Source organism: Clostridium lacusfryxellense (assembly GCF_018861735.1).
GTDB lineage: Bacteria > Bacillota > Clostridia > Clostridiales > Clostridiaceae > Clostridium_AD > Clostridium_AD lacusfryxellense.
In genome coordinates this window covers 23,549-43,448 of sequence record NZ_JAHLEB010000030.1, presented here as the reverse complement: position 1 = coordinate 43,448, position 19,900 = coordinate 23,549, and the positions used below count along the sequence as shown (strand labels likewise).

14 protein-coding genes are annotated in these 19,900 nt (G+C 31.4%); 3 read left to right on the top strand and 11 right to left on the bottom strand.

All coding sequences use genetic code 11. From position 1 onward, the window contains the following. Nucleotides 1-27 precede the first annotated feature (27 nt). The 5 genes from KPL55_RS16005 to KPL55_RS15985 form a co-directional block, all read right to left on the bottom strand. Nucleotides 28-1,773, bottom strand: a complete 1,746-nt coding sequence (locus KPL55_RS16005; protein WP_216307745.1) for a sensor histidine kinase — start codon at nt 1,771-1,773, stop codon at nt 28-30. Between the two features lie 166 nt (nt 1,774-1,939). Then, nucleotides 1,940-4,360, bottom strand: a complete 2,421-nt coding sequence (locus KPL55_RS16000; protein ID WP_216307744.1) for a glycoside hydrolase family 31 protein — start codon at nt 4,358-4,360, stop codon at nt 1,940-1,942. A 27-nt stretch (nt 4,361-4,387) separates the two neighbouring features. Next, complete coding sequence (locus KPL55_RS15995) at nt 4,388-5,686, bottom strand: TRAP transporter large permease (RefSeq protein WP_216307743.1); 1,299 nt, start codon at nt 5,684-5,686, stop codon at nt 4,388-4,390. A 24-nt stretch (nt 5,687-5,710) separates the two neighbouring features. Next, complete coding sequence (locus tag KPL55_RS15990; protein WP_216307742.1) at nt 5,711-6,184, bottom strand: TRAP transporter small permease; 474 nt, start codon at nt 6,182-6,184, stop codon at nt 5,711-5,713. A gap of 53 nt (nt 6,185-6,237) precedes the next feature. Further along, nucleotides 6,238-7,251, bottom strand: coding sequence for a TRAP transporter substrate-binding protein (locus tag KPL55_RS15985; RefSeq protein ID WP_216307741.1), 1,014 nt, complete (start codon nt 7,249-7,251; stop codon nt 6,238-6,240). A gap of 319 nt (nt 7,252-7,570) precedes the next feature. Here KPL55_RS15985 and KPL55_RS15980 point away from each other — a divergent pair, with 319 nt between their 5' ends. Further along, nucleotides 7,571-8,575, top strand: coding sequence for a LacI family DNA-binding transcriptional regulator (locus KPL55_RS15980; protein ID WP_216307740.1), 1,005 nt, complete (start codon nt 7,571-7,573; stop codon nt 8,573-8,575). 80 nt (nt 8,576-8,655) lie between these two features. Here KPL55_RS15980 and KPL55_RS15975 read toward each other — a convergent pair whose 3' ends face one another. The 5 genes from KPL55_RS15975 to KPL55_RS15955 all read right to left on the bottom strand — a co-directional run bounded on the left by KPL55_RS15975 (nt 8,656) and on the right by KPL55_RS15955 (nt 14,280). Further along, nucleotides 8,656-9,756: a S1C family serine protease gene (locus tag KPL55_RS15975; protein ID WP_246599556.1), complete on the bottom strand. Its 1,101-nt coding sequence runs from the start codon at nt 9,754-9,756 to the stop codon at nt 8,656-8,658. A 149-nt stretch (nt 9,757-9,905) separates the two neighbouring features. Then, nucleotides 9,906-10,757, bottom strand: a complete 852-nt coding sequence (locus KPL55_RS15970) for a sugar ABC transporter permease (protein ID WP_216307739.1) — start codon at nt 10,755-10,757, stop codon at nt 9,906-9,908. Nucleotides 10,758-10,768: 11 nt separating this feature from the next. Further along, complete coding sequence (locus tag KPL55_RS15965) at nt 10,769-11,698, bottom strand: carbohydrate ABC transporter permease (protein ID WP_216307738.1); 930 nt, start codon at nt 11,696-11,698, stop codon at nt 10,769-10,771. A 54-nt stretch (nt 11,699-11,752) separates the two neighbouring features. Further along, nucleotides 11,753-13,027 carry a sugar ABC transporter substrate-binding protein gene (locus KPL55_RS15960; RefSeq protein ID WP_216307737.1) on the bottom strand — a complete coding sequence of 425 codons (1,275 nt, stop codon included), beginning with the start codon at nt 13,025-13,027 and terminating at the stop codon, nt 11,753-11,755. A gap of 254 nt (nt 13,028-13,281) precedes the next feature. Further along, the gene (locus tag KPL55_RS15955; RefSeq protein ID WP_216307736.1) at nt 13,282-14,280 is read right to left on the bottom strand and encodes a LacI family DNA-binding transcriptional regulator; all 999 of its coding nucleotides are present in this window, start codon (nt 14,278-14,280) and stop codon (nt 13,282-13,284) included. Between the two features lie 198 nt (nt 14,281-14,478). Here KPL55_RS15955 and pgmB point away from each other — a divergent pair, with 198 nt between their 5' ends. Further along, on the top strand, nt 14,479-15,153 hold the full coding sequence (gene pgmB, locus KPL55_RS15950; protein ID WP_216307735.1) for a beta-phosphoglucomutase: 675 nt from the start codon (nt 14,479-14,481) through the stop codon (nt 15,151-15,153). Beyond that, complete coding sequence (locus tag KPL55_RS15945) at nt 15,137-17,446, top strand: glycoside hydrolase family 65 protein (protein ID WP_216307734.1); 2,310 nt, start codon at nt 15,137-15,139, stop codon at nt 17,444-17,446. The genes pgmB and KPL55_RS15945 overlap by 17 nt, the downstream gene beginning before the upstream one ends. Nucleotides 17,447-17,525: 79 nt before the next feature. Here the strand turns inward: KPL55_RS15945 and KPL55_RS15940 are convergent, their stop codons facing one another. After that, complete coding sequence (locus tag KPL55_RS15940; RefSeq protein WP_216307733.1) at nt 17,526-19,862, bottom strand: diguanylate cyclase domain-containing protein; 2,337 nt, start codon at nt 19,860-19,862, stop codon at nt 17,526-17,528. Nucleotides 19,863-19,900: the final 38 nt, after the last annotated feature.

Sequence of the window (19,900 nt, the reverse complement as noted above, 5' to 3'; positions counted from 1 at the left end):
ATATTTAACATATATTGTGTTAAATTTTTATTTATATATATCTGAAAACTCAACATTCATTTTTTGAGTGAATCTGTCATCATCATTATCATCATTAACATTAGATAATATGAACGTATCAATTGTATGCTGTTTAACTGGAAACTCTATAATAAATTCCGAGCCATTTCCATATTCACTCCTTACAATAATATTTCCACCGAGCATTTCAACAAGAGATTTCGTTAAAGCTAATCCAATACCACTACCTTCTGTCTCCCTTGTTAGAAGTTTTGATACTTGTTTGTATCTTTCAAATATTATATTCTGATTGTCTTTTTCAATTCCAATCCCATTATCTTTAACCGCAATAAGGACAGTTAAATCTGTATTGTAAATATTTATATCAATAGAGTCATTGGTAAATTTTATAGCATTTGAGATTAAATTTAACATTATGCGCTCAATCATATCAATATCACAAATTATTAATTTTTCTTTCACATCTGAATTAAATGTAAGATTTATATTCTTTTGTTTTGCATAATCTGATACTGAAAGCGATATTCTTTCAATAACATCTACAATATTTTGGATACTGAAAATCGGTTCGTAAAAACCGGCTTCGATTTTAGTGGTATCAATTAAATTATTTACTAGTCTTAATAATCGCAAGCAATTTTGTTTCATAGATTTCATATGTTTAGAAATTTTTTCTTTTCCTAAATCCCAGTCATTATTAAAATATAACTCAAATAATTGAATCGCTGACAAGTTTATATTGAGTGGGGTTCTAAGCTCATGAGACATATTAGCAATAAATTCACTTTTTTTAATACTTGCCTTTTCTGCATTCTCTTTTGCTTCTTTTAGTTCCTTTTCCATTAGCTTTCTAACTGAAATATCAGAATGTGTTCCAGTGATTCTTAGTGGCTTTCTGTCTTTAGACCAACTTATCACCTTCCCCTTAGATAGTATCCATTTATAAGATCCATCCTTTGCACGTAGTCTATGTTCACTCCTATAAACTGGAAGATAACCTTCTATATATCCATTAAAGTTTGCATATGTAGACTCCCTATCATCAGGATGAATTCTCTTTGTCCACTCACTATGCAAATTTTGTATTTCATTTTCATCATATCCAATGATTTCCTTCCATCTTTTTGAATAAATCGCTTTATCCGTGAGCATGTTCCAATCCCAAATACCATCGCCACTACCTTCAAGAGCAAATGCCAAACGTTCTTCATTTTCTTTTGAAATCTTTGCTTTTTTAAGACCTTCAGATATATTTTTTTCAAGCATAGTATTCAATTCTACTAATTGTTTTGTACGCTGTTCTATTTTTTCTTGGAGTTCATTATTTGTTTTTTTACATTTTTCCTCCACCTTCACTCGGTCAGTAATGTCATGAATTATAGAATATAATAATAACTTTTCATCCTGTATTATTGGCCCACTACGAACCTCCACATCTCTAATCTCGCCGCTAGACAATCGATGTTTAAAATAGAAACAATTCTTCAGTTTAGTGATTGCACTGTTCATTTCAAAAGAAATCTCTTCTATTGAAGATATATTAATATCACTAATTTTTAATTTCAGCATATCATCATAACTATATTTATAAAAAGAACAAGCAAAAGGATTAGCATCTATAATTTCCGCAGTTATTGGATTAACCACAAACATTATCACAGGAGTGTCTTTAAAAAAGTTATTATAACTATCATCTTTATAATTTCTAATTTTATTATTGTTTTGAGTATCTTTGTAATTAATATTATTCATAATTTTTACTCCCCCTTAATCCAATAACAGTATTCACGCCTGAAAAAATTATTATATTAATTCCACTTCTCTATATATTTTACCATATATTGTGTCGTATTATAGCAAATATTAGAAAAAGAATAAAATAAATGGCTGTACTTTGTATTTAAAGTACAGCCATTTATTAATAATCTATATCTACTGAATATACATTATCATTATTTATTTCCATATACACATTATTCACCACTATTTGTCTCACTTCTAATTCTGGAATGTATATCCTTACTGTTGTGTAAGGAAGCTTATACTTACCTTCTTTACCAATGCTAATTTCTATTTTATTTTCTGTAGCATTCATTTTCAATTTAACAAAAGTACAGATTCTTTTTTTATAATCATTTGTAATTCCATCATCTTCGTATAAACTATACTCACTTTGTCCATTTCCCTTTGTTGGGAACAACATAAATCCTCTTTCATCTTTTGATTTGGTTTCAAAAGTAATTTGCGCATCATTTACTGGTATGATTGCCCCAGCTTTGATTAATAATGGTGTATAGTCAATCGGAGCAGGAATTGTTACATCCTGGCCACCTTCAAACCATAATCCAGTGTTATAATCATACCAACCATCCCCATTTTTAGGAAGATAAACATTCCTCTCAACTTGTCCAGGGTTAAGTACTGAGGCAACAAGCATATCATCGCCTAACATAAAATCATCACACTCTTCAAACGTCTTCTTATCCTTTTCGTAATTATAGAAAGTTGGCCTTATCATAGGTTCATAGTATTCATGAGCTCTGTAAAGCAAGTTATAAATGTATGGTGTTATTCTACTTCTAAATTTAATCATGTTTCTTATATGCTTTGTCATTTCAGGATACATCCAAGGAACATTTACAGTTTGATCGTCATTCCATGAATGTATTGTAAATCTGGGATGGAAAATACCATTCTGAACCCATCGTGCAAACATCTCAGGATCAGGAGCGGGGCCTGAAAAACCACCAACATCATGACCAATATTATAAACACCAGATAAACTTAAGCCTATTCCCATCTTTATATTATATTTTATTGTTTTATATGAAGTTCTGTTATCTCCTGACCAAGTCTGCACATATCTTTGCATCCCAGGGCAACCTGAGCGAGATATTAAATAAGGTCTAATACTAGGATTAAATTCTTTTTGAGCTTCATATGATGCCTTCATCATAAGTAATGACTGAAGAGGTCTTATCTGAGCAATGTTTATCTCTTTTCCAAAACCAGCAGCCTTTGCCTCCCCATCCCAAATTTCATATTCATTATTATCATTCCAAGTTGAATCAATTCCGTATTTTAATAATTTATCTGTAACTTGACCCTTCCACCAAAGAAATGATTTTGGATTGGTAAAATCTACGTATGCACCAAGTTGATCCCAAAATTGAGCTGTTTCAGTTTCCTTACCATTCCTATCTTGAACAAACATCTTATTTTCTTCAAGTTCTTTGTACATTGGATGGTCAATTAACAATGCGGGTTTTATGTTTGCACATAATTTCAAACCACTTTTATGAAACTTCTTAGCCATATCTTCTGGCGTTGGAAATTTATCCATATTCCAGTTGAATACGTATCTTTTATCTCCAATTGAAGTATAACCAGAAGATAATTGAAAAGATTCGCAAGGCATATCATACTCTTTGCAATCCTTAACAAACTTTTGTAACTGTTCTTGAGCATCAGGTGCATCCGTATAAGACATTGTGGAACCTGAATAACCAATACTCCATTTAGGTGTAAATATAGTCTTACCCGTTAACCAAGAAAATCTTTGAGTAATATTTTTTATCTGAGGTCCTAAAATTATATAATAATCTAAATCACCATCTTCAGCATTATAATATCTATAATATCCATGATAATTATCCAATTCATTTCCCATATCAAAAATAGATGTAGATAAATTATCATAGAAAATTCCAAAAGATATTTCTGTTTCTTTATTTCGTGTTATATAAAATGGAATATGTTTATATAAAGGGTCCGTGAGTTCTGCATCATACCCCATGGGGTCAACACTCATCATCTTGTATCTTCTTCCACTCTTCTCTACATCGCCCGATTTCTCTCCAAGTCCATAATATTGTTCATTAAGGTTCCTCTCTAAATAATGAAATGGTCCTTTACCTAAAGAGCCCTCAAAACTATAACTTTGAGTTTTTCTATCTCGTGCAAATTTAATCTCCTTATATCCTATCTCCTCATCACCGATTTTCGCATACCAAGAAGCCTTCATTCCATCAAGATTAAATACTACCTTCATTTTAGAAGTTTCTATGGTACTAGTTACATTATTTGTAGTGAAAGTGAATAGTGGAAGTGAAAATACTGAAATGTCTAATCTATCTCTTCCCTCTTTATCAATATCCTCCATACCAGGAGCTACAAGCCAAGTTCTATCTAATTTAAGCTCATTTTCGTAAAATAGAACCCTTATAATATCCTCTTCTAACACAAAAACTTTAACCGAAGTCTGACCATTCACCATTTTAAAATCTATAACATTTTTTTCACTATTTATAAACTTAAAAAAATAATTTTTTCTTATCATCTCTGTCTCTCCTTTAGGCTGATAATTCTATATCAGATGAAATAATTTTGGTAAAAATAAACTTATAGCAGGTACATATGTGATTAACATTAAAACTGCAATAAGTGCACCAAAGAAAGGTAGCAACGGCTTAATTACTTTCTCAATTGAAACATTAGCAACGCCACATCCCACAAACAATACACTTCCTACGGGTGGAGTCATTATTCCTATACACAAGTTAAATACAAGTATAATTCCAAAATGTACAGGATTTAGTCCAAGCTCTGTAGCTATTGGAAGAAATATTGGAGTAAATATTAATACCGCAGGTGTTAAATCCATAAAGGTCCCTACTATTAATAATGTAACATTAATTATAAGTAGAATCACTATTTTATTAGTTGAAATTGACAAGATAGCAGAACTAATCACTCCTGGTATTCCAGCATATGCCATCACCCATGACATCGCTGAAGATGCTGCAACTAAAAACATAATAACGCCAGTTGTCACAGCAGTTTTCAGAATAATATCTTTAAGGTCGACCAATGTAATGCTCTTATAAATAACTGATAATATTAATGGATATATTACTGCAATAGCTGCGCCTTCTGTAGCTGTAAATGCTCCACCTACAATTCCACCTATAACAATAACTATTAGTAAAAGGCTTGGTAGCGCCCCTAGAAATACTTTAAACCCATCCTTGAATGATATTTTATCGGATACTGGGTAGTTATGTTTCTTAGCATAAATATAAGCAACTAGCATTGTAGCTAGGCCCATCAATATCCCTGGTATATAACCTGCTATAAACAAGGCTGATACGGATACTCCTCCAGCTACTAAAGAATAAAGAATCAAAACGCCACTCGGTGGGATAAGCATACCAGCTGGTGCAGAAGCTATGTTTACAGCTGCAGAAAACGCTGGATCATATCCTTCTTCTTTTTCAAGAGGAGCCATAGTTCCGCCAATTGCTGCGCAAGATGCAACTGCTGAACCTGACAATGCACCAAATAACATATTTCCAAGTACATTTGCATGTGCCAAAGAACCTGGTATTCTGCCACCAATAACTTTCGCGAAATCAACTAATCTTCTAGCAATACCTCCATTATTCATTATATTACCCGAAAAAATAAACAACGGTACTGCTAGTAATGAGAAACTACTCATACCAGTAACCATTTTCTGCGCTACTATGAATATTCCAACATCAGATGGTACTAAACATAATGCAGTTACTATAGATGCTAAGCCTATACCTATTGAAATTGGAATTCCAATTACAAGTGAGCCAAAAAACACTGCGAATAATACTAACGCTACTTGTATAATCATTTTTATATCTCCTTTATAATTAAATTATTTATCGTTAATCCTAAAATCCTCAAAAATATTAACAATCTGGTAGAAAACAATTAGTACACCTGAAACAATAGTTGAAGAATAGATGTATGCTTTTGAAATATTTAATATAGGAGTTTTTATTATTGCAACTGCTCTTGTAATTTCAGTACCACCAATAATAAGTATGAATACTGCAAATAACAGAATAACTACATCAATAAAAACATAAATTATCAACTTATTAGTTCCTTTTAACTTTTCTTTCAAAAATATTAATGACATGTGTTCTCTGCTACCAAAAGCATATGCTGCGCCTAATAAAGATGTCCAAACCAGAATAATTATAACTAATTCTTCTGTAAACATACTTGGGTTCTTCAATATATATCTTGTAAATACTTGCCATAAAACTAAGCTTGTCATCACTATTAGAAGTATAGAGATAGCATAAGTTAGAAATTTATCTAACATAAATTTAATAGTTTTCATTGTTTTTTTACCTCCATCAGTTTTATTAATTTGTATACTTTTGTAGTATTTAATTATTTTAATTTTTTAAATTCTTCTAATAATTTTTTAACCTCTGGCATTGAGTCCGAGTATTTCTCAAGCATTGGAGCAACTGCGTCACTAAATGCTTTTTTATCAACTTTATTAAATTTAACGCCCATCTTTTCAGCCTCAACTTTTGCTTCATCAATAGACTTTGTCCATAATGGTTTTTGATATTCTGTTGATTCTTCAGCTGCTTGCTTAACAGATTTTTGCTGGTCTGGAGTTAATGAATCCCAAACTCTTGAACTTAGTACTAGAATATCAGGAATCATTGTATGTTCATCATAACTAAAGTACTTAGCTACTTCACCATGTTTACCATTTGTTAATGCTGTTTCATTACTCTCTGCAGCGTCAATAACCCCTGATTGCAATGCAGTATAAATTTCACCATATGATAAAGCTACTGCAGTTCCGCCTAGTGCTTTTACCATTTCAGTTTGAGATTTAATTCCCATAACTCTAATTTTAAGACCTTTTAAATCTTTTGGGGTCAATATAGGCTTTTTAGGTGTATAGAATGAACGTGCACCAGAGTTATAATATGTTAATCCTATAAATCCTTTTTCTTTTGTCTTAGTATATAGCTCCTGCACAGCGCCTGATTCCATTGATTTATAAAAATGTTTTTCATTATCGAATACATAAGGTAATGTTAGTGCGTTATAACCCTCATCATACGGTGAGAGTTCAGCTGCAGAAACCTTTGTCATAGCAACAGCTCCAACTTGTAGTTGCTCAAGAACTTCAGTTTCAGAACCTAACTGTCCGTTAGGAAATATCTGAACTTTTACACTTCCATTGGTCTTTTTCTCAACTGACTTTGCGAATTCCACTAAAGCTAAATGCACTGGGTGTCGTTCATTTAAATTATGTGCAAGCTTTAGAGTTACTGCTTTGTCTCCACCGTTTGCTAAACCTTGTGATGATTTTTTAGTAGAACAACCAGATATACCAAATGTAATCATTATTGCTAAACATAGAGCCATAATTTTCTTCATTTCTTTTCCTCCTAAATATTAAAAATTGTAACTGGTTACATTTTATTTTAAATATTAAAACGTCTTTTTATGTCTGATTTACGTTTACATTTTTTATTATATGATACAATTCATCAAAAGTAAATAGCTTTTCATATATTTTTGTAACCAGTTACATTTTTAATAATAGCTTTTAATTGCATTTATATATTTTCCTTTAGTAATTATAATTGAAATAACTAATTATCTTATCATTCAGCTATTATAAATTGATGCAACCTCTCTAATATGCTATTATTATAGTAGCGTAACTGGTTTCATAAGAGAGGAGATATTCCATATGAGTTATACAATTTATAACCTTGCAAAAGACTCAGGAGTTTCTGTTGCCACTGTATCTAGAGTAATAAATAATAATGGCTCTGTTAAAGAAAAAACCCGACAGAGGATCCTCGAGATAATGGCTGAAAAGAATTTTAAACCAAATCCCTATGCTCGTGGATTGAATAACATTAGCATGAAGACTATCGGGGTTATAATGTCAGATATAGCCAACCCTTTTTTTGCAGAAGTAATTAAAGGAATAACAGATATATTTCAAAAGAATGAATATAACATAATTCTTTGTTCTACGGAAAATGATAAATCAATAGAAAGAAAAGAAATAGAGGTACTTGTAAACAAACAAGTAGAGGGATTTATTATAGTGGGTAGCCGTCCTGTAAATGATGATAACGCCAGTTTTATTATTGAACTCAGCAAAACTTATCCTATCGTACTTGTAAATAGTTTTATTAAAGGTGGTACAAAATTATTTTCTGTCATGGTAGATGAGAAAGAGGCCGCCTATAAATCATTTAATTATTTAATCTCTAAAAGTAAAAGGGACATATATTTATTAGGAAATCAAAGTTGGAAAACTACATCTGTAAAAATTGCTGCATTAAAACAATGTTTAAGCGAAAATAATATTGAACTTGATAAAAATAAAATCATTGATTGCGACTATAGCTACTCAAGTGGAAGAGATGCGGCAAAAGAACTTTTAAAAAGGAAGGTTCCATTTCCATACACTTTGTTTTGCTGTTCGGATATGATTGCCATAGGTGCCATGAGAGAATTTTTAGTCTCAGGTGCACGAATACCTGGTGACGTGTCTGTGATGGGATATAGTAATATTGAAATGGCATCATTAGTCACTCCCTCCTTAACCACATTAGATCAAAAAATGTTTAGTCTTGGTCAAAAATCCGCCAATCTATGTTTAGACATATTAAACGGCGAATATCCTATAAATAAAAAAATATACTCAGGTTATGAATTGATAATCAGAGAATCCACATGATTTGAATAAAATGAAAGCTCAATACCACAATAAATATTGGCATTGAGCTTTCATTTTTATTATAATTATTGTGTTTAAAGTTATTTATTCGTTGTACCTACAAGTTTTATATTTACATCTCTTTCCTTTTGATCACTGGCTCTAACTTTTAGGCTTACTGAATTCCCAACTCCAATACTATAAAGATTCGATCTGAATTCTACCATAGTATTTACTAAAGTTCCATTAACAGATAAAATTATATCTCCTTTCTTTATGCCTTGAATATCAGCTGGGCTTCCACTTTTAACCGCATAAACATATATACCCTTTTCCACTTTAATATCAGGTACAAACCCTGCCATTTGTTTATCTAATCCTTGAATTCCTATTATAGGAGTTACAAATGTCCCTTTTTCCGCAATGCTCTTCAATATTGGTTTCACTATATTTATAGGTATAGCGAATCCCATTCCCTCTGCACTTGTAACTTTTACAGTATTAATTCCAATAACTTCACTGTTAATATTTATTAATGGTCCACCACTATTGCCAGGATTAATTGAAGCATCGGTTTGAAGTAAATCCTCCATAAATAATCCGCCCTCTTCACCTATAGTTCTATTTATTGCGCTTATTATTCCAGATGTTACCGTTCTTTGGAATGTAAGCCCAAGCGGATTTCCTATAGCAATAGCAGTATCTCCAACTGTAAGTAATTTAGAATCACCAAGTGATGCAACTGTTAAATTATCACCAGTGATTTTTAAAACTGATAAATCTAAGCTCTCATCAGACCATACGACCTTTCCTTTAAGCTCTCTTCCATCAAATAATGAAACTGTAATATCATTTGCCTCTTTACTCGCCACATGATTATTAGTAAGTATATAACCTTTTTTATCTACAATTATTCCAGAACCCACACCAGATCCACCTTTTGAATTTCTAGTTGGATTGATTGTAGAAGTTACACCTACTACTGCTGGCATTAAATTTTTAGCAACTATACTTATAGTTGAGGTACCAGTTTTCTGAACGCTAGCTTGCTCTACTACTAAAGGTTTAGTACTTATATTTTTCTCTTTTACGGTACCTTTTACAACTGGAGTATATTGAATTATTGCTAAAAGTAGTCCGGCTCCAACTAATATACCTATAAATGAAGATATAAAATACCCTAATTTTGAACGTCTTTCCATGTTACTCCTCCTTCGAATACATTAGACATAATGTTAGTAATCAATAATTAGTATTCTTATTTTTTGTATATAGTATTCATTCTGTTTTATTGAAAAATAAAAAAACGAAACAAAAAAAGAGCACTAAAAAATGCTCTTATTTTGATATATTAACCTTTAACGCTACCCACAGTTAACCCACCAACAAGGTATTTAGATAAGGAAATAAATAATATCATTACTGGTACTGCTGTAATTAAAGCCCCTGCCGAATATATACCCCATGCTGTTGAAAATTGACCTTGCATACTTACAAGTCCAACGGGCAGTGTTATTTTTCCTGCTTCATTTATAATTACACTGGCAACTATATATTCAGACCAAGCACCCATAAATGAGAATAACGCCGTTAATGCAACCGATGGTTTTGCAAGCGGTAATATTATTTGGTAAAAAGACCTAAATATTGAAGCCCCATCTACATAGGCACTTTCCTCAAGTGACTTAGGAATAGTATCAAAATAACCCTTCATCATCCAAATGTTAAAAGGGATTGAAGTTGACACATATATTACTGCCAATGCAAAATAGCTGTTTGTCATCTTTAAATTGATTATCAATAAATATAAAGGTAACAAAGTCATAGCTAATGGAAACATCTGAGTAACTAAAATCAAAGATAATCCCATTTTTTTGCCTTTAAATTCAAACCTAGAAAATCCGTATCCAGCTGTTACAGAAACCAACACACTAAAAACGCAAGCACAACTTGATACAATTAAACTATGAATAAGCCAATTTAACATATCATATTGTATAAAAGCCTGCCTAAAATTATCGAGTGTTGCATTAGCTGGAATTATACTTAAAGATTTAGAAAACAGCGCATTCGCTGGTCTTAAAGATATTGTTAATATATTTAATATTGGATATACAGAGCATATACATGCGACTATTAAAACTGCATATATCAATATTATTTTAAGGAGAGAATCAGATCTATTAAACCTATTACCTTTCATACAAATCACCTCTAATCTTCCGATTTTTGAGCCCTAATAAAAATGGTACTAAATGCTAGCAAAATCAAGAATATTATTACTGAAAGTGCTGCTGATTGACCATACCTGAAATATTGAAACGCTCTCTTAAATACCATAGTTATAAGAATTTGAGATTCATCTGAAGCTGAACCACTGGTAATTATATATACTACATTAACCATATTGAATGTCCACACTGTTCCTAAAATTATGGCTGGCGTAAGTATTGGTTTTAAAAGAGGTAAAGTTATGCTTTTAAACTTCTGAAAATTAGTTGCCCCATCAAGATCTGCAGCTTCATATAATTCCTCTGGTACACTGGAAAGTCCACCAAGTGATATCATCATCATAAATGGAATTCCAAGCCATATATTAGTTATAATACAAGCCACAAATGTCCAGCTCGGTACTGATAACCATGGAATTGCCGCAACATTTCCAAAAATCTTTGTTAGAATTATATTAATTGATCCGTATTCGACATTGTACATACCTTTCCAGGTCATTGCTGCAATATATTGTGGTACTGCCCAAGGTAATATTAGTAAAACCCTTATTAATGCTTTACCTGGTAACTTTCTATTTAAAATTATTGCTAGAAATAGACCTATTGAAACATGAAAAAATATATTAATAGCAGTCCATATAATCGTCCTTATTAAAGTAGAGTAAAATAAGCTATCAGCTAGTATGTTTTTGTAGTTCTCAATTCCAATCCAAGGATAGTTCTGACTTTTTAGATTTAATAAAGTAACATTTTTAAATGAAATTATTATTTCGTATATAAGTGGATATGCTACAACCATTGTTAATACTATGATAGCTGGTGCTAAAAAAAAGAAAGGTGTAAACTTACCTTGCCCTATTCCAAAACTAGCATTATGTCGTTTCTTTTTTATTTTCCGTGCAGTCCCATTCATGTGAACGCTCCTTTCTTAGAAGAAAAGGGGATCTCTCCCCTTTATAAATAAAAACTACAATCCTAAGGCTTTTATTCCATCTTCAGCTTTCTTTTGCATAATTGCTCCTGCAGCTTCTGGCTTTGTTTTGCCTGATAATACATCTTGTTGAACTGGTTTAATAGCATCCCAAATAGCTCTCATTTGTGTATTAGTTGGCATAGGAGTTGATTTATCTAGTTGATCCTTTTGACCTGCGATTAACGGATTTCCTGTAATCTTAACATCTTTCATAGCTTCAATGTTAGATGGAGTTTGTTGATGTGCATCAACCATTTGTAACTCTGCATCTTTTGAAGTTACAAACAAAAGGAATTTTTTAACCGCTGCTAGTTTAGCTTCATCTTTTACTCCTTCAGATACTGTGTATCCTTTTACAGCCGAATATGGAGCTGGATTTTTACCATTTATTGAAGGTATTGCAATTATGCCAAAATCAATTTTAGCTTTAGTATAATCAGCAAAACCCCATGGTCCATTAATTATGAATGCGGCTTTTCCGCCCTTAAATAGGTTTTCAGCTACTGTTCCATCAGCTTCCTTAGGTATTAATCCCTCATCATGTATTTTCTTCATGAAAGTCATCCACTGTGTTACAGCAGGTGTATTTAAGGTTGGTTTAGGAGAAGTCGCATTAACATCATCAAATATTTTCCCATCAAACGCTCCTAAAAAAGGAATTGAGAAAAATGGCTCAACTTCATTAAAAACTAAACCATATTCAACTTTTTTATCTGTTTTTAGTTGTAATCCCATTTTTTCTAATTCTTCAAAAGTTTTAGGTGGAGTTGCAACTAATTTTTTATTGTAAGCAACTAAAAGTTCATTTCCATTTCTATCTGGAAGCATATATTGTTTTCCTAAAAATTTAGCAGCTTCTAGTGCTTTTGGATCTACTGTTTTGAGAAAATCTTCTCCAACAATAGTATCTATTGGTTGTACTAAACTACCTGGAACAAATACTCCAAGGTTATCATTTGGTCCAAGTACTATATCAGGTCCAGTTGTTCCCAGTGATGCTGTTGTATAGTTTTTCCTTAAATCTTCAGTTTCGTAATGAGTTCTTTTTACTGTTATGTTAGAGTTTGCTGTGTGAAATTCAGTAATTAATTTATCAAGAACCTTTTGTGCATTTGCATCATCCTGTTCCCAAAAAGCTAAAGTTATTGGTTTAGTTGAATCCACCTTAGCAGGTGATTTATCTCCTGATTTACTTGCACACCCAGATAATGATCCTACTATAAGCGTTGACATCATTGCAATAGCTAGTATTTTTTTAATTTTATTCATTTTTTTCCCCCCATAAATTTATAAAATAAAAATCTGAACCACTTATACACTCTTGAACAATCAGTTACTCGTAATTGATTAATGAAATCGTTTGTACTATTTGTGCAACCGTTTGCTCAATATTAGTTTACTATTACTTTCTTTATATGTCAAACCTAAATTTAAATAATTATACTTTTATTTTAAATTGCTTATTTACTATGACTAATTACATCAACTTTACCTAAAAAAAGAAAAACCCTAGATATCTAGAGTTATTTAGTCGATTCTCTCTCCACTAATTTTGTATCAATAACATAATTATTTATATATGTATTCTCATTTTCTAATTTATTAATTAATAACTTAACTGCATAATACCCTAATTCTTCGGAGTTAATGTCTACTGAGGAAAGTGATGGATTTCTATAGGCTGCAAGTGGCGTGTTATTAAAACCTACAATTGAAATAGTCTGATCTGAACTTTCGTAAATAGCCTTGGATGCGCCAAAAGCTATTAAATCATCAGTTGTTACAACAGCCGTAGGTTTGGATTTACTTAAGATTTTTTTCATAGCATCATACCCACTTTTTTCTGTGAATTCTGCTACTTCTATCATATCCTCATCTATCTCCTCTCCAATACTTTCCATAGCTTTCTTGTAACCTTCTAATCTGTTTATAGTTACGTTAAGCGTAGCTGCTCCACCAATAAATGCGATTTTCCTCTCACCCTTTTGTATAAGAAAATTAACAACGCTGTACATTGCGTGAAAGTTATCATTATCAACCCAAGAGATGCCTTGTGTATTTTCTGGTTTACCTATTACTACAAAAGGATAATTTGATTTTTTTAAATAATCAATACATTTATCATCCTTCCTTACAGTTGGTAAAATAATTCCATCGACTCTTCTAGTATTCATTAAACTTGATATGTACTCCACCTCTTGATCTTCATTATCACTATAAGTGTACATTATGTAATATCCTTTTTTTTGTGCATAATGACTTATTCCTCTCATAATTTGAATAAAAAAAGGATTAACAAATAAATCTTCATCACTATTCGGTAAAATTAGTCCAATAGTTTTTGTTGTTTTGCTAACTAAACTCCTAGCTATTGCATTAGGATGATAATCTATTTCCTTCATTGCTTTATAAACCTTTTGTTTTGTCGCATCGCTAATTCTAGGATTATCAGCAATTACCCTTGAAACTGTTGATGGAGATACATTCGCAAGCTTTGCTACTTCTTTTATAGTTACTGCCATTACAACTTCACTTCCTAATTTCTTAAAATATTCTATGCTAATTATATTATTAATTCTAATATTAAGCAATATTATACATATACAATTCCATATATAAAAAATAAATAAAATATTTTGTGCAAACGCATTCACAAATCACTATTTATAGATTATTATAATAGAATAAGATTTAATTTATTACATTTCTAGGGGGTAGCTATGAACATTAAAGCATTTATATTTGATCTAGACGGAGTATTAGTTGATACTGCTAAATATCATTATTTAGCATGGAAGAGACTAGCAGAAGAACTTAGCATTGATTTCTCTTTAAAAGACAATGAACGATTAAAAGGTGTAAGTAGAATGAAATCACTAGATATCATATTAGAGATTGGTAATATAAAACTGGATAATATAGCGAAAGATAAGCTCGCACAAAAGAAGAATGCTTGGTATGTGGAGTACATTTCTACATTAACTCCAAAAGATATTTTACCAGGTGTTACTGATTTTTTAAAAAGTGTAAAAGCAAATAATATAAAAATAGCCTTAGGTTCTGCAAGTAAAAACTCAATGCTTATCCTGCAGAAGCTTGATTTAACAAGTTATTTTGATTCCATAATTGATGGTACAAAAGTATCTAAAGCAAAACCCGATCCAGAAGTTTTCTTAAAAGGCGCCTTAGAACTTAACATATTACCTAGGCAATGTATTGTTTTTGAAGATGCACAAGCTGGCGTAGCTGCTGCCATTAATGCAGGAATGTATTGTGTTGGAATAGGATCTATTGATATTCTAAAGGACGCTCAATTAGTAATTCCAGGATTCTTCAACATGAATTATGATAAATTGGTTAAGCTAGGAGGTTCTTTTAATGTTGAACTATTATAAACTAGACGAATGGAATATTGTCGAAGAAAATTTCAGCGCTGATAACAATGAAATATCTGAGAGTGTTTTTAGCTTAGGTAATGGGTATATGGGACAAAGAGCAAACTTTGAAGAAGAATATAGTGGTCCTTCCCTTCAAGGGAATTATATAGCTGGAGTATACTATCCAGATAAAACAAAAGTGGGTTGGTGGAAAAACGGATATCCAGAGTATTTTGCTAAAGTCCTAAACTCAACAAATTGGATTGGCATAAATATTAAAATTAATGGTGTTTCTCTAGATCTTGCAAAGTGTTTTGTAAAAGACTTTAAACGAGTTTTAAATATGCAAGAAGGTTATATGTTAAGAAGTTTTAAAGCTCTACTTACAAATGGTAATGAAGTTGAAGTAACCTCTAAAAGATTTATAAGCATGCACAGGAGTGAGATCGGAGTTATAAAGTATTCTATAAGACCACTCAATTTCAAAGGTGAATTAGAAATTATACCTTATCTTGATGGGAATGTTATGAACTCTGATTCCAACTACGATGAAAAATTTTGGGATGAGATCTCTAGTGAAGTTAAACCTTATGAAGGGTATGTTATGCTCAAAACAAAGAAATTAGATTTTCAGATATGCACAAATATGATTTATGAGATAACTAAAAATGGTAAGTTGATTAAACCAATTGTATCACTTAATCAAAGTGAAAAATATGTTGCGAACACCTCACTTGTTAAGTGTAATCAAAATGACGAAGTTATAATTTATAAATACGTTGCAAACACATCATCAAGGTATTATGATCCCTCTGAGCTAATTGATGTAACAAAAAAATTATCGCGAATAGCTAAAGAGGATGGATATGAGCTATTATTAAAAGAACAATCCGATGCTTGGAGAAAAAAGTGGAAAGAGAGCGATATAGTTATTGAGGGAGATGTTTCTGCGCAGCAAGGTATTCGATTTAACATATTTCAATTAAATCAAACCTACACTGGAGAAGATTATAGATTAAATATAGGTCCAAAAGGTTTCACTGGTGAAAAATATGGTGGAAGCACTTACTGGGATACTGAAGCCTATTGCATCCCGTTCTATCTAAGCACTTCTGATCAAAAAGTTTCTAGAAATCTTTTACTGTATAGATATAAACAGTTAGACAAAGCCATAGAAAATGCTTCTAAATTAGGTTTTACTGGCGGGGCTGCATTATATCCAATGGTAACAATGAATGGTGAGGAATGTCATAATGAGTGGGAAATAACATTTGAAGAAATCCATAGAAATGGAGCCATAGCTTACGCTATATACAATTATGTGAATTATACTGGGGACAAATCTTGCCTTGGTGAATTTAGTTTTGAAGTTCTTACTGCTATATCAAGATTTTGGGCTCAAAGAGCTACATTTTCAAAAGTTAAAAATAAATATGTAATTCTGGGAGTTACTGGTCCTAACGAATATGAAAATAATGTAAACAATAACTGGTATACTAATAAACTTGCCTGTTGGACTTTAGATTATACTATTGAGGTTATTGACTATTTACGTGAAAATGAACCTGAAAGATTAAATGAACTTAAAGAAAAACTCAATTTCAAAGATGATGAAATAATTACTTGGAAGAATATAATTCAAAACATGTACTATCCACGCGATGTTGACCTTGGTATTTTCCTTCAGCAAGAAGGCTATATGGATAAGGAGCAGATATTAGTTAAAGACCTAGATAAAAAACACATGCCATTAAATCAAAGGTGGTCATGGGATAGAATACTACGCTCGTGTTTTATAAAACAAGCAGATGTGCTTCAGGGTATTTACTTATTTGAAAAAGAGTATGATATTAGTACCATAAAACGGAATTTTGATTTCTATGAACCTAGAACTGTACATGAGTCTTCTTTGTCACCTTGCATTCATACGATTTTAGCAGCAAAGATAGGAAATTATGATAAGGCGTATGAAATGTATTTAAGGGCATCTAGACTTGATCTTGATAATTATAACAATGACACATTAGACGGGTGCCATATAACCAGTATGGCAGGCACTTGGATGGCAGTGGTCCATGGCTTTGGCGGGTTACGTGTTCTTGATAATAAGTTGATTTTAAATCCATTCATCCCAGAACATTGGAGTTCATTATCCTTTAAAATAATGTTCAGAGGCGCTCTCCTAAACATTAAATTCACTACAAATAAATTTATAATACAAAATGAGACTAATGTGCCTATAAACATATCAGTGTATAAAAACGATTATTATTTAAATGGGAATGATATTCTCGAAGTTAAAATACCATAACATTTCCTAGTCAATAAAGCTCTAAAATAATTTTTATTAAAGAAGGTATAGCAAATTTTGCTATACCTTCTTTATTATATCAAACATTTTTCCGCTCTCTTTTCTTTCGTTTCTTTTCTTCATATAATTTTGAGTCAGCCTCTTGTATTAATTCATTAATATGCAGTTTCGAATTAGGATAATACTGAGAATACCCGATACTTATTGATATATCAAAAGGTAGAGTATCACTTTCATTAAATTCCTTAAAAACAAACTCGATTCTTTCTAAAATTATATTTAGCGTATAAGCGGAATCAATATTAGTTGCAATGGCAGTAAATTCATCGCCGCCTAAGCGAGAAAGTATATCTGAGTTTCTAAAAGATTTTTGAAGAAGCTTAGCAGTAGCTTTTAATGCTTCATCACCACTATTATGGCCAAAGTTATCGTTTATGTTCTTTAACCCATCTAAATCTCCATAAAATAAGATTAAACTTTTATTGTTAATTGAAGCAAAGTTATAACATATGTCGCTTTGTACATAGAACCCGCGTCTATTATATAGCCCAGTTAAATCATCAATAATTGATAGATTATGCAATTCTTGATTTAGATTTTCTAATTCTTTAACAGCAATTTGTAATTTCTCTTCTGCATTTCTTCTTTCATTTAAGAGCATTTGCCTATTTAATGAATGACTAATTTGTTGACATAGGCTTTCTAAAACAATTAGATTGAAATTATTCACACAAAAAAGTATATACCCAAAATGTAGATTTCCGAAAAATAGAGGCATGAACAAAAGTTCACTTCTTTCTTCTAAATATAAGTATTTATCTGGTATCATTTCCAATGGACTAAAATGCTCCATTAAAGGTTCTTCATCATCATCATCATAGCAAGGATATAATTTAACTCTAGGCGGTAATATAAAAACCTTATTTGGAGGATATATTGTTGGGGTATCATATAAACACAAATAACATCTTTTTATATCTATTTTAAATATATACCTTTTTAGTGTTTTAATGAGTCCTTCGACACTTACTGTAGTATTCAAATCTTCACTGGTATAACGTGTTTCAATAAACAGTTTTCTGATATCGTATCCTTCATAGGTTTCAAATCTCTGCAAAATACTATTCGTTAAAATACATGCCGAATAAAATACATCTTCAACTAAGGAAACGATTTCATAACTTGTAGCATATTTAAGAATAGACCCTCGCAATGATAAAATAAAGTTGTTCCAACTAACACTCTTATTTTTTATTATTATATTTTCATTCAATATATAATTAAGATTACAAATAAATCTTCCTTTAATCCTTTTGGCTTTAATATCCTCCTTAAGATCATCTAAAAGAATATAAAAAATCTCCTTAGTTTCATTAAGTTCTGATGATAGTAAATTAAGCTGTTGTAGTGCTGATACAACTATGGATTCCTTATTAATATCTAAATTATTGCAAAAATCTTGAATAGCTACTACAAAATCAATATTATCATTAAATGAATTGTAATTATTTGAGATAGTTCCTGTATTAGGTATATTTAAACATCCACATGACTGCCTTACTGCTAGTTTACCTTGAATATTAATGTTTTCATTTACTTTTTTACCATCGAGCAAATCACAAATAAGCTCTGCTGCCAAAAAACCCATTTCATAAGTAGGTTGACTAGCTGTGGTTAAGGGTGGTGTAAAAAATTTCACTTTGTCAGAATCATCAAATCCTGTTAAAGCAATATCTCTGCCTATTTTAAGTCCCATTTCCTTAAGTATAATTGAAGCACCTATTGCCATTTGATCACTTGAAGCTACTACAGCCTGGGGAATAATTTTATTTTTCTTTAAAAGAGATTCCATTGCCTTTACTCCAGATTCCTCACTAAAATCGCCCACTTCAATAAGGTTTTCGTCTACAACAATATTATGTTCTTTAAGCGCTGATATATACCCCTCATATCTATCACAAGCTTCCAAATTTGAAGATGGCCCTAATATAAAGGCAATACGTTTATACTTATGATGCTCTATTAAATGATTAACAACTTCATACATGCTAGACTTATTATCAAACATTACACTAGGTCTATTATTAACTTGAACAGAAATACTTACTATAGGCTTGTCCTTAAAATTAGCAAGAAAATTATTAGATTCTGTTAATCCAACATAATTAAACAAGGATGCTGACGTTAGTATTATACCATCGAGTTTTTCTTTATTTACAATACTATAAATAACATTATGTTGAACCTCATCTCTCCATTTTGAATCTAGAGACCTCCCAGGAAATACCAAGATGTTAATATCCCTTTCAAGAGCAACTTTTCTAATTCCTTTAATAATTGGTGCTCCATACCATCCATCTATATCATTTATTAAAACCCCTATAGTTTTTCTTGAGTTTCTAAAAAATTCATCCATTTATATAAACTCCTCGCGTAGTATCAAAATGCGCCTAT

What these genes read in the sequence shown, in the direction of transcription:
- KPL55_RS15975 (WP_246599556.1), bottom strand. Translation starts at nt 9,756, where the DNA reads ATGGAAAGACGTTCAAAATTAGGGTATTTTATATCTTCATTTATAGGT.
- KPL55_RS15940 (WP_216307733.1), bottom strand. Translation starts at nt 19,862, where the DNA reads ATGGATGAATTTTTTAGAAACTCAAGAAAAACTATAGGGGTTTTAATA.
- KPL55_RS15985 (WP_216307741.1), bottom strand. Translation starts at nt 7,251, where the DNA reads ATGAAGAAAATTATGGCTCTATGTTTAGCAATAATGATTACATTTGGT.
- KPL55_RS15995 (WP_216307743.1), bottom strand. Translation starts at nt 5,686, where the DNA reads ATGATTATACAAGTAGCGTTAGTATTATTCGCAGTGTTTTTTGGCTCA.
- KPL55_RS15970 (WP_216307739.1), bottom strand. Translation starts at nt 10,757, where the DNA reads ATGAAAGGTAATAGGTTTAATAGATCTGATTCTCTCCTTAAAATAATA.
- KPL55_RS16005 (WP_216307745.1), bottom strand. Translation starts at nt 1,773, where the DNA reads ATGAATAATATTAATTACAAAGATACTCAAAACAATAATAAAATTAGA.
- KPL55_RS15955 (WP_216307736.1), bottom strand. Translation starts at nt 14,280, where the DNA reads ATGGCAGTAACTATAAAAGAAGTAGCAAAGCTTGCGAATGTATCTCCA.
- KPL55_RS15960 (WP_216307737.1), bottom strand. Translation starts at nt 13,027, where the DNA reads ATGAATAAAATTAAAAAAATACTAGCTATTGCAATGATGTCAACGCTT.
- pgmB (WP_216307735.1), top strand. Translation starts at nt 14,479, where the DNA reads ATGAACATTAAAGCATTTATATTTGATCTAGACGGAGTATTAGTTGAT.
- KPL55_RS15965 (WP_216307738.1), bottom strand. Translation starts at nt 11,698, where the DNA reads ATGAATGGGACTGCACGGAAAATAAAAAAGAAACGACATAATGCTAGT.
- KPL55_RS15990 (WP_216307742.1), bottom strand. Translation starts at nt 6,184, where the DNA reads ATGAAAACTATTAAATTTATGTTAGATAAATTTCTAACTTATGCTATC.
- KPL55_RS15980 (WP_216307740.1), top strand. Translation starts at nt 7,571, where the DNA reads ATGAGTTATACAATTTATAACCTTGCAAAAGACTCAGGAGTTTCTGTT.
- KPL55_RS15945 (WP_216307734.1), top strand. Translation starts at nt 15,137, where the DNA reads ATGTTGAACTATTATAAACTAGACGAATGGAATATTGTCGAAGAAAAT.
- KPL55_RS16000 (WP_216307744.1), bottom strand. Translation starts at nt 4,360, where the DNA reads ATGATAAGAAAAAATTATTTTTTTAAGTTTATAAATAGTGAAAAAAAT.